10 protein-coding genes are annotated in these 9487 nt (G+C 71.5%); 3 read left to right on the top strand and 7 right to left on the bottom strand.

Annotated elements, in window-relative coordinates; translation table 11 throughout:
• The 3 genes from EST92_RS29105 to EST92_RS29095 all read right to left on the bottom strand — a co-directional run.
• On the bottom strand, nt 1-955 hold a 955-nt coding region (locus EST92_RS29105; RefSeq protein ID WP_254069098.1), incomplete at its 3' end, for a DUF2637 domain-containing protein.
• Between the two features lie 123 nt (nt 956-1078).
• Complete coding sequence (locus tag EST92_RS29100; protein ID WP_129283688.1) at nt 1079-1792, bottom strand: DUF3558 domain-containing protein; 714 nt, start codon at nt 1790-1792, stop codon at nt 1079-1081.
• Nucleotides 1793-1983: 191 nt separating this feature from the next.
• Nucleotides 1984-2865 carry a hypothetical protein gene (locus EST92_RS29095; RefSeq protein WP_129283687.1) on the bottom strand — a complete coding sequence of 294 codons (882 nt, stop codon included), beginning with the start codon at nt 2863-2865 and terminating at the stop codon, nt 1984-1986.
• A gap of 162 nt (nt 2866-3027) precedes the next feature.
• On the opposite strand from EST92_RS29095, the gene EST92_RS29090 reads away from it, so the two are divergent.
• On the top strand, nt 3028-4221 hold the full coding sequence (locus EST92_RS29090) for an RtcB family protein (protein WP_129249704.1): 1194 nt from the start codon (nt 3028-3030) through the stop codon (nt 4219-4221).
• 107 nt (nt 4222-4328) lie between these two features.
• Here the strand turns inward: EST92_RS29090 and EST92_RS29085 are convergent, their stop codons facing one another.
• Both EST92_RS29085 and EST92_RS29080 read right to left on the bottom strand, forming a co-directional pair.
• Nucleotides 4329-5087, bottom strand: coding sequence for an SDR family oxidoreductase (locus EST92_RS29085; RefSeq protein ID WP_129283686.1), 759 nt, complete (start codon nt 5085-5087; stop codon nt 4329-4331).
• Nucleotides 5088-5163: 76 nt separating this feature from the next.
• Nucleotides 5164-5499 (bottom strand): YnfA family protein, encoded by a 336-nt coding sequence (locus tag EST92_RS29080; protein ID WP_129283685.1) that lies wholly within the window; start codon nt 5497-5499, stop codon nt 5164-5166.
• A gap of 239 nt (nt 5500-5738) precedes the next feature.
• Here EST92_RS29080 and EST92_RS29075 point away from each other — a divergent pair, with 239 nt between their 5' ends.
• Nucleotides 5739-6479, top strand: coding sequence for an AAA family ATPase (locus tag EST92_RS29075; RefSeq protein ID WP_129283684.1), 741 nt, complete (start codon nt 5739-5741; stop codon nt 6477-6479).
• On the opposite strand, the gene EST92_RS29070 is transcribed toward EST92_RS29075, so the two are convergent.
• Nucleotides 6436-8022 (bottom strand): FAD-dependent oxidoreductase, encoded by a 1587-nt coding sequence (locus tag EST92_RS29070; RefSeq protein ID WP_129283683.1) that lies wholly within the window; start codon nt 8020-8022, stop codon nt 6436-6438. The genes EST92_RS29075 and EST92_RS29070 overlap by 44 nt on opposite strands.
• A 162-nt stretch (nt 8023-8184) precedes the next feature.
• On the opposite strand from EST92_RS29070, the gene EST92_RS29065 reads away from it, so the two are divergent.
• The gene (locus EST92_RS29065; RefSeq protein ID WP_254069096.1) at nt 8185-8871 is read left to right on the top strand and encodes a TetR family transcriptional regulator; all 687 of its coding nucleotides are present in this window, start codon (nt 8185-8187) and stop codon (nt 8869-8871) included.
• Between the two features lie 13 nt (nt 8872-8884).
• Here the strand turns inward: EST92_RS29065 and EST92_RS29060 are convergent.
• Nucleotides 8885-9487, bottom strand: a 603-nt coding sequence (locus EST92_RS29060) for a helix-turn-helix domain-containing protein (protein ID WP_135789075.1), incomplete at its 5' end; no start/stop codon positions are given.

Here is a 9487-nt window from a genome sequence, read left to right as displayed (position 1 = left end):
GGTCGGGGGAGGTCTCCCGTAGGGGTGCTGTGTCCCCTACGGGGGCAGTGTTCCGTGCGGGCGCCGCGTCCCGTACGGGTGCTGTGTCCCGTACGGGCGTTGCATCCCCTACGGGCGCTGAGTCCCGTACGGGTGTCGCGGCGCCCGTAGGTGACCCGGCCGTCCGCTGAGCGAGGGCGGGTTGCGGTGCGCCGGTGGCGTCCGGGGCACCGGTTGCGTACGGCGTGCCGGACGGCAGCGGGGCCGGGGCGGTCGGCAGCTCGATGCCCGCCGCAGCGAGCCCGGCCGGTGCGGTCTTCGCCAGGGGTACGCCGTACCGCGCCAGCCGCAGTGGCATCAGCGCATCGACGGGGGCGCGGCGGCGCCAGGCGCGTCCGTAGCGGGCGCGCAGCCGGGCCTGGTAGACGAGGCGGTCCTGTTCGAGCTGGATGACCTCGTCGTAGGAGCGCAGTTCCCACAGCTTCATCCGGCGCCACAGCCGGAAGGTGGAGGGGAAGGCGAGCAGCCAGCGGGTGAGCCGGACGCCCTCCATGTGCTTGTCGGCCGTGATGTCGGCGATCCGGCCGATCGCATGCCGGGCGGCCTCCACGGCCACCACGAACAGCAGCGGGATGACCGCGTGCATCCCGACGCCGAGCGCGTCCGGCCAGGCCGCCGCCCCGTTGAAGGCGATGGTGGCAGCGGTCAGCAGCCAGGCCGTCTGGCGCAGCAGCGGGAACGGGATCCGGATCCAGGTGAGCAGCAGGTCCAGTGCCAGCAGCACCACGATCCCGGCGTCGATACCGATCGGGAAGACGACCGAGAAGCTGCCGAAGCCCTTCTTCTCGGCCAGCGCGCGCACCGCCGCGTACGAGCCGGTGAACCCGATGGCCGCGATCAGGGCAGCCCCGGCGATGACCACACCGATCAGGATGCGGTGGGTACGAGTCAACTGCGCCGTCTGCGTCGCGGACACCCGCGGTCCCTCCCCGGCTCGGCGAAATGGCGCGCCTAGCGTGGCACACCCTCGATTCCGGGCCGGTAGAGGGTTCGGGCGGCCCCGGTGCGATCAGCCCTGGGCTTGGTGGCCCCGGTGGGCTCAGCCCTTGGGCTTGGTGGCGGCGGCGACGGCTTCCTTGGCGGCGGCCTGGACCTGCTTGAGCAGATCGGCGCCCTTGGGGGCGTCCGCGCCGGCCAGGCCGGCACCGTTGAAGTTGATCGTGACGACGATGTTGGAGTCGCGGGCGACGACCGTGGTGTTCTTGAAGTCGTTGCCCTCCTTCTTCACGTCGTAGGTGATCGCGGTCGCCTCGTCGCCGGTGCCGGACGTCTTGACGGCCGACAGCTTCTTGGCGCCCTTGGTGTCCTTCGCCTCGCTGACCTGCTTGGTGTAGAAGTCCGTCGCGCGCTGCTCGCCGGAGCCGACGCCGGGGTCGGAGTCATAGCGCTGGTAGCCGATGTCCAGCCAGCGGAACTGGGTGCCGTCGACACCGTTCTCGTCGGAGCTGGTCCACGAGCAGGTGCCGTGGGTGGAGTTGTCCGAGGAGGTGCCCCGGTTCCCGGAGGCGTCCTTCACCTTGGGCAGCATCTTCTTGATGGTGCCCTTGGAGAACGCCTCGCACGGGTTCGGGAGGTTCTTGTACTTCGCGGGCGCGACGGACGGCGTGGAGGCCTTGCCGGAGCTGCTGGAGGGAGCGGAGGCGGAGGCGTCACCGGAGCTGTCGCTGTCCGAGCCGGAGCAGCCGGCGACGAGCAGCACCGGAACTGCTGCGCAGGTGAGAAGGCTGGCGAGTCGCTTGGCTGAACGGTGCATGGTTCCTTCGCTGTTCGTCGTCGGGTCGGTGTGACCGGCCGTGGGGCCGCCCGTCCCGTCTACGGGCAGTGCTAGACGGCACGGTACGCGGCGCGACGGGGTGGGTGACCGATTCCTGTGGATGAGAGCGCAGTCCAAAACGGGCGCTTCTTCGCCTTGTGTGGCGAGTCGGTCAAGGTGTGCGATTCGGACTATTCGCTGAGGCTGTCGGCGAGGTCGTCGGCCAGGGAACGGGCCTTGTCCTGCAGTTCCTGGCTTTCGGGCAACATCGTTTTGTCCGTGGACCACTGGTCGTACGTGAGCGTCACGATGACATTCGACGTGCGAAAGACCACAGTGACGTCCCGGTGTACTCCGGAGTCCGCTGTGATCAATTTGTCGTTGAGGAAGGCCGCGTCCGCGAGGCCGTCCAGGACGCGGGGGGCGATCGAGCCGCTCGGCTGCGTGCTCGGGGCGGACGTCGGCGAGGGGCTGCCGGACGGCGCCTTCCCCTTCGGGTCCGAGGCGCCGTTCGGAACGGGTCCGGTGTCCTTGTCCTTGCCCTTGGGGGCGGAGTCCTTGTCCTTCGGGGCGGACGGGGACGACGCGGCGGGGGGCGGGGAGCCGGCGCCGGACGGAATCTTCGCGGCCAGCTCCTTGTCCTCGTAGATCCCCTGCGCCTTGTCGTCATCACTGACGGCGCCGTCGTACGACACCACGCGCTGGATGTCGAGGCCGATGTGGCGGGTGCCGGCGGTGGACTCGCGGGTCCAGCGGCAGCCGACGCGGCGGTCGGTGTCATAGGTGATGTCGGCCTGGCCGCCGTAGACCTTGTCGGCCTCGGCGCCCGACAGCGGCTGGCCGTCGCCGGGCAGCATGTCGCGGATGGCGCTGCGCGAGGGGAGTCCGCAGGCCTCGGGGAGGGTCTGGTAGCGGCCCGGTTCGGCGGCGGGGTTCGAGCTGGCGGCGCCCCCGTCCTTGGCGTCGGCGCCGCTGCCGTCCGAGCCGGAGCCGTCGGTGCAGCTGGCGAGGCCGACGGCCAGGGCCGCGGCCGCGACCAGTGCGGCACCGGGTACGAACGACTTACGTGGCATCGCTCGCGGCTCCTTCCCCTGGGAAATCTGGTTGCCGCCGGTCGGCGGCCGATGGACACAATGTCTATCGCACGTCTTGCCGCCCACGCCGGTTCGCAGTCCAAGATCGGATAAGTTGTCCGGCTTTTGCGTTTTTCATAAATTCGGGGGAATGAGGAAGTTATGTCCTACGTCGAGGTGCCTGGTGCCCAGGTTCCGATCCGGATGTGGACGGACCCGGCCGGGGTCGAGGACGTAGCCATGCAGCAGCTGCGCAATGTCGCCACCCTGCCGTGGATCAAGGGCCTGGCCGTGATGCCGGATGTGCACTACGGCAAGGGCGCGACGGTCGGTTCGGTGATCGCCATGCGCGGCGCGGTCTGCCCGGCGGCGGTCGGTGTCGACATCGGCTGCGGCATGAGCGCGGTGAAGACCTCGCTCACCGCCAATGACCTGCCCGGCGATCTGTCCCGGTTCCGCTCGAAGATCGAGCAGGCCATTCCGGTGGGGCGCGGGATGCATGACGCCCCGGTCGACCTCGGGCGGTTGCACGGCTTCCCGACGGCGGGGTGGGAGGACTTCTGGGCGCGGTTCGGGGGCGTCGCCGAGGCGGTCAGGTTCCGGCAGGAGCGGGCGACCAAGCAGATGGGGTCGCTCGGGAGCGGCAACCACTTCATCGAGTTCTGCCTCGACGACGACGGTGCGGTGTGGCTGATGCTGCACTCCGGCTCCCGGAACATCGGCAAGGAGCTCGCCGAATTCCACATGGGGCAGGCGCAGAAGCTGCCGCACAACCAGGGCCTGGTCGACCGCGATCTCGCCGTCTTCATCGCGGACACCCCGCAGATGGCGGCGTACCGCAACGACCTGTTCTGGGCGCAGGAGTACGCCAAGTACAACCGGGCCGTGATGATGGCGCTGTTCCAGGACGTGGTCCGCAAGGAGTTCAAGAAGGCCAGGCCGGTGTTCGAGCCGGTGATCTCCTGCCACCACAACTATGTGGCGGAGGAGCGCTACGAGGGCATGGACCTGCTGGTGACCCGTAAGGGCGCGATCCGGGCGGGCAGTGGCGAGTTCGGCATCATCCCGGGCTCGATGGGCACCGGCTCGTACATCGTCAAGGGCCTGGGGAACGCTGCGAGTTTCCAGTCCGCCTCTCACGGCGCCGGCCGCAAGATGAGTCGGAACGCCGCGAAGAAGCGGTTCTCGACGCGGGATCTGATGGAGCAGACGCGGGGTGTGGAGTGCCGTAAGGACTCCGGGGTGATCGATGAGATCCCCGGCGCCTACAAGCCGATCGAGAAGGTCATGGAGCAGCAGCGGGACCTGGTCGAGGTGGTCGCCCACCTCAAGCAGGTGGTGTGTGTGAAGGGCTGAGTGAGGGAGGGACGGCGCGGTGCCGGGTGCGCCGCGCCGTTCTTCATGTGCCGCCGGGCCGTTGCTTACTGAGCCGGGCCGTTGGGGCGTCAGGTCGCCGCCTGGGCTCAAGTCGTACGGTGCACCTTGGTGTTGGAGGCCTGGGCGCGGGGGCGGACCACCAGGAGGTCGATGTTGACGTGGGCGGGGCGGGTGACCGCCCAGGCGACGGTGTCGGCGACGTCCTCGGCGGTGAGCGGCTGGTCGACGCCCTCGTAGACCTTGGCGGCTTTGGCGGTGTCGCCGCGGAAGCGGGTGGTGGCGAACTCGTCGGTCCGGACCATGCCGGGGGCCACCTCGATGACGCGCACGGGTTCGCCGCACAGCTCCAGGCGGAGGGTCTCGGCGATGACGTGCGCGCCGTGCTTGGCCGCGACGTAGCCGCCGCCGCCCTCGTAGGTGCCGTGGCCCGCGGTGGAGGACAGCACGACGACGGTGCCGTCGCCGGAGGCGGTGAGCGAGGGCAGCAGCGCCTGGGTCATGTGGAGCACGCCCAGCACATTGACCTCGTACATGGCGCGCCAGTCGGCGGGGTCACCGGTGGCGACCGGCTCCGCGCCCAGGGCCCCGCCGGCGTTGTTGACCAGGACGTCGAGGGAGGGATAGCGGTCGAGAGTGGCCGCGAAGGCGTCGACGGCGGCGCGGTCGGTGACGTCGAGCGCATACGCCTCGGCGTGCGGCAGCTCGGCGGCGAGCGCCTCGATGCGGTCCTTGCGGCGGGCGGTGAGCACCACGTGATAGCCGGCCGCGGCCAGCGCTCGCGCGGTGGCCGCGCCGATGCCGCTGCTCGCTCCGGTGACGACGGCGGTACGGGCCTCGGCGGTCATGGCACTCTCCTCGGGGCGTTGGGGTCCCCTGCTCCTCATGAGCTCGGGGTGCCCGGCCAGAATATGCGTGGGGTGGTCAGCGGCCTCTGGGGGCGTACATGAGCACGGCCATTCCGGCCAGGCAGATCAGCGCTCCCAGCACGTCCCAGCGGTCGGGTCGGTAGCCGTCGGCGACCATGCCCCACGCCAGCGAGCCCGCGACGAAGATGCCGCCGTACGCGGCGAGGATGCGCCCGAAATCGGCGTCCGTCTGGAGCGTGGCGACAAAGCCGTAGAGCCCCAGCGCGATCACTCCGGCGCCGATCCAGACCCAGCCCTTGTGTTCGCGGACGCCTTGCCAGATCAGCCAGGCGCCGCCGATCTCGAAGAAGGCGGCGACTACGAAGAGCATGGCCGAACGTGCGATCACCATGGCTCAAAGCCTACGGAAAAAGCACCTGCTCATCCGCGGACCGCACGTGCTCGGCTGCGGGTCGGATGTGCGGTGCCTCGGGTCGCCGGTGCTCTGCCGCGGATCGCATGGGCTCGGCCGCGGATCGCACGGCGCGGACGCGGGCCGCAGGTGCTCGGCGGCGGGTTGCCGGCGCCCGGCGGCGGATCGCATGGCTCGGCCGCGGATCGGTGTCAGTGGGGTGTGAGAGCTTCGAGGGCATGTTGATCGAGCGGGCTTATGTGAACCTTCCGGAGGGCGAGGGGACGGACGAGGACGGCTGGCCCTGGACGGTGCCGTGCGTGCGCCAGCTGGCCGAGGAGGGGTTGAGATTCCGGGCTCCGGTCACCTTTCTGGTCGGGGAGAACGGTTCGGGGAAGTCGACGCTGGCCGAGGCGTTGGCGGAGGGGTTCGGGCTGGATTCCTACGGCGGCTCGGCCGGCTACAAATACGCCAGCTCGCGGGAGGCGTCGCTGCTCGGCGGGCTGATGCGGTTCGACCCCACGCGGGAGGGGCGCGGGATGATCCGCGGGCCGCGGACCCGCCGGCGGGGGTTCTTCCTGCGGGCCGAGACGGCGCTGGAGGCGCTGAACGGCGAGCGGAGGGCACAGCGGCTGTCACGGTCTCCGGACGAGATGAGCCACGGGGAGGGCTTTCTGCTGGCCTTCCGCGAGCGGTTCGCGCAGCGCGGCCTGTATGTGCTGGACGAGCCGGAGGCGGCACTGTCCTTCTCCTCCTGTCTGGAACTGATAGGGCTGATGGGCGAGTTGGGGAGCGGTGGCGCGCAGATCATCTGCGCCACCCACTCCCCGCTGCTGACCGCGCTGCCCGGTGCCGAGATCGTGGAGGTCGGCGAGCACGGGATACGGCGGGTGCAGTGGGCGGAGCTGGGGCTGGTCGACCACTGGCGGCGCTATCTCAGCGACCCGCGGGCCTATCTGCGGCATGTCCTTGCGGGGTGAGGGCGGTGGCTATGGGCCCGCCCTCCTCGGGCTCGGCACCGGTCCAGTGCACCAGGGCGGTGCGTAGCGCGCGGGCGCGCTCGGCGGGGGCGGTGGCATCGGTGGCCCAGGCGACATAGCCGTCGGGGCGTACCAGGACGGCCGTGCGGCGGGTGCTGCGCCAGTGGACGGTCACGGTGCGGTCCTCGGCGGGGCGTACGCCGCCGGGCTCGTCGGCGGGGGTGATCAGCACGAACCTGCCCTGACGGAGCACCTCGTAGAGGCGGCTGCCGTCGGCCAGCCGGACGTCGGGGGCGCGGTGGCCGGCCAGCCGGTGGGCGCCGGGGCCGGCGGGGTAGGCGATGCCGATGCCGGAGATCGTGCGGATGGCACGGTCGGACAGCAGCCGCAGACGTGTGAGGAGCCGGGCGGCGAGGGTGCGGGCGAGGCGTCCGGGAGCGGAGTGCAACAGGGCGAGCCGGACCAGGGCGCCGCTGCTGCGCAGCACCGCCCTGCCCACCGGATGGCGCTCGGTCTGGTAGCTGTCGAGCAGGCTGTCGGGGGCGTGGCCCCGGAGCACCGCGGCCAGCTTCCAGCTGAGGTTGGCGGCGTCCTGGAGGCCGGTGTTCATGCCCTGGCCGCCGGCGGGGGAGTGCACATGGGCGGCGTCGCCGGCGAGGAAGACCCGGCCGACGCGGTACTCGGGGACCTGGCGCTCGTCGCTGTGGAAGCGGGAGATCCAGCGGGCGTCGTGCATGCCGTAATCGCTGCCGAGGGCGCGCCGGGCGATCTCGCGGACCTCGTCGAGGTCGACGGGCGCGTCGTCGCCGGCCTGATGGCGGCGGTTCCAGCCGATGACGCGATGCCACCCGTCACCGAACGAGCCGATCAGCGCGAATGCGTCCCCGGTGGCGTTGACGGTGAAGGGGGAGTCGGGCTCCTGAGCCAGCCGGACATCGGCGAGCACCAGGGAGCGGATCACGGACTTGCCGGGGAAGGGCAGACCGACGGCCTCGCGGACGGCGCTGCGGACGCCGTCGGTCCCGACGGCATAGGCGGCGCGGAGGCTGCCGAGGCCCTCCGGGGTGCGGAAGCGCACCGTCACGCCCCCGCCGTCCTGGTCGAGGCCGAGCACCTCGGATTCGTAGCGGAAGGTCACACCGGCCTCGCGGGCCCGCCGCTCCAGCAGCCGCTCGACCTCGAACTGCGGGGTGATCAGCACGAAGGGGAAGCGGGAGTGGAGCCGGCTCGCGTCCAGGCGTGCGTCACCGAAGAGGCGGAGGGAGGCGAGCGGATGGCCGCCGGCGACCAGCTCGTCGGCGAGGCCGCGGGCGTCCAGCTGTTCCAGGGTGCGGGCATGGACCGCCAGGGCGCGGGTGAGGTTGCTGATCGTGCCGGGCCGGCGCTCCAGAAGGGTGACCCTCAGCCCCGCCTCGGCGAGGTCTCCGGCGAGCAGCAGGCCGGTCGGGCCGGCGCCCACCACGAGGACGTCCGTGTCGCGGGTTGCCCCCGCCGGGTCGTTCCGGGCGCCGTTGTCCCTGTTCCTGGGGTTCCTGGCATCCATGGCTTCCGCCTCCTGTGCCCTGTGGCGACTGTGACCAACTGTGCGAGTGGGGTAGCTGTGCGCGATCGGAATCCGTGCCAACGCATGTTGGTCAACGCTTGTTGGCAAGCGTAGGTCGGTCCGGCCTGGAATGTCAACGGTCGTTGGCCTACAGTTGTGGGCATGGCCGATCACGCTCCCTCCGCCGCCGGCACCGCGCCCGAAGACGCGCTGGCAGCCGCACTGTCCGGCGACTCGGGTGCTCCCGGTGCTCCCGCGGGCCCGGCATCCGGCGACGCGGTGGCAGCCGCCGCCCGTCCCCGCCGCTCCGCCGCCACCCGCGCCGCGATCCTGGCCGCCGCCCGGGACCGCTTCGCCGCGGACGGATACGAGCGCGCCACCATCCGCGCCATCGCCAGGGACGCGGGCATCGACCCGTCGATGGTGATGCGCTACTACGGCAACAAGGCGGGCCTCTTCGCGGCCGCCTCCGAGATCGAGGTGCACGCACCGGACCTCACCCACGTCCCGCGCGACCAGGCCGCCGCCCGGCTCGTACGCCACTTCCTGGAGCGCTGGGAGTGCGACGAGACGCTGACGGCGATGATGCGCGTCGGCGTCACCAACGAGGCCGGCGCGGAGCGGATGCGCGGCGTGTTCGCCGAGCAGATCGAGCCGGTCCTCGCCGCGGTCTGCCCGGTCCCCGAGGAGGCCCCGACCCGCGCCGGGCTGGTCGCCTCGCAGATCCTCGGCATGGCGCTCTGCCGCTACGTCCTGCACGTCCCGCCGGCCGTCGGCCTCACCCACAACGAGGTCGTCGCCTGGCTGGCGCCCACCATCCAGCGCTATCTGACGGCCGAACACCCCTGAGAGCCAGGAGGGTTCAGCGCGCGTAGGCCGTCGGCGGGACCCCGACGGTGGCGGTGACATCGCGGATCAGATGCGCCTGATCGCTGTAGCCCAGCTCGGCGGCGAGCGCGGCCCAGTCGACCTCCGCGTCGGACGCGGCGCGCTCCAGTGCCTCGTGCACCCGGTAGCGCAGCACCACCCACTTAGGGCTGACCCCGACGTATCCGGCGAACAGCCGCTGCAGGGCCCGCAGGGACATGCCCTCGGACCGTGCGAAGTCCGCGACCCGGCGGATCGTCCGGTCGGTACGGATCCGGTCGGCCAGCCGCATGGCGAGCCGGGCCTGGTCGAGGATCCGCGGCTCGGCCCGCAGGAGCGGGGTCAGCACGGCGTCGAGCGCGGCGACCCGGGCGTCCTCGTCGTCCGGCTCCAGTACGGCGGCAGCGGTGGCGTCGGTGTGCCCGAAGGCCGTCGCCAGCGGCAGCCGGCGGTCCGTCCAGTCGGTGACCGGCCGCTCCGGGGTGAACGGCCGGAACCCGCCGGGCCGGAACTGCACCCCACACACCCGCCCGCGCCCCGCCAGCTGCTGGGCGAACACCTCCCGCCCGGCAGCTGGCGGGGCGCGGGCGGGTGTGTG

Source organism: Streptomyces sp. TM32 (genome assembly GCF_004122755.1).
Classification (GTDB): domain Bacteria; phylum Actinomycetota; class Actinomycetes; order Streptomycetales; family Streptomycetaceae; genus Streptomyces; species Streptomyces sioyaensis.
This window is presented reverse-complemented; position numbering and strand designations above follow the sequence as displayed.

Bases quoted from the DNA above. Each gene is read 5' to 3' on its own strand.
- EST92_RS29070 (WP_129283683.1), bottom strand. From the start codon at position 8,022: ATGGATGCCAGGAACCCCAGGAACAGGGACAACGGCGCCCGGAACGAC.
- EST92_RS29095 (WP_129283687.1), bottom strand. From the start codon at position 2,865: ATGCCACGTAAGTCGTTCGTACCCGGTGCCGCACTGGTCGCGGCCGCG.
- EST92_RS29085 (WP_129283686.1), bottom strand. From the start codon at position 5,087: ATGACCGCCGAGGCCCGTACCGCCGTCGTCACCGGAGCGAGCAGCGGC.
- EST92_RS29075 (WP_129283684.1), top strand. From the start codon at position 5,739: ATGTTGATCGAGCGGGCTTATGTGAACCTTCCGGAGGGCGAGGGGACG.
- EST92_RS29100 (WP_129283688.1), bottom strand. From the start codon at position 1,792: ATGCACCGTTCAGCCAAGCGACTCGCCAGCCTTCTCACCTGCGCAGCA.
- EST92_RS29065 (WP_254069096.1), top strand. From the start codon at position 8,185: ATGGCCGATCACGCTCCCTCCGCCGCCGGCACCGCGCCCGAAGACGCG.
- EST92_RS29080 (WP_129283685.1), bottom strand. From the start codon at position 5,499: ATGGTGATCGCACGTTCGGCCATGCTCTTCGTAGTCGCCGCCTTCTTC.
- EST92_RS29090 (WP_129249704.1), top strand. From the start codon at position 3,028: ATGTCCTACGTCGAGGTGCCTGGTGCCCAGGTTCCGATCCGGATGTGG.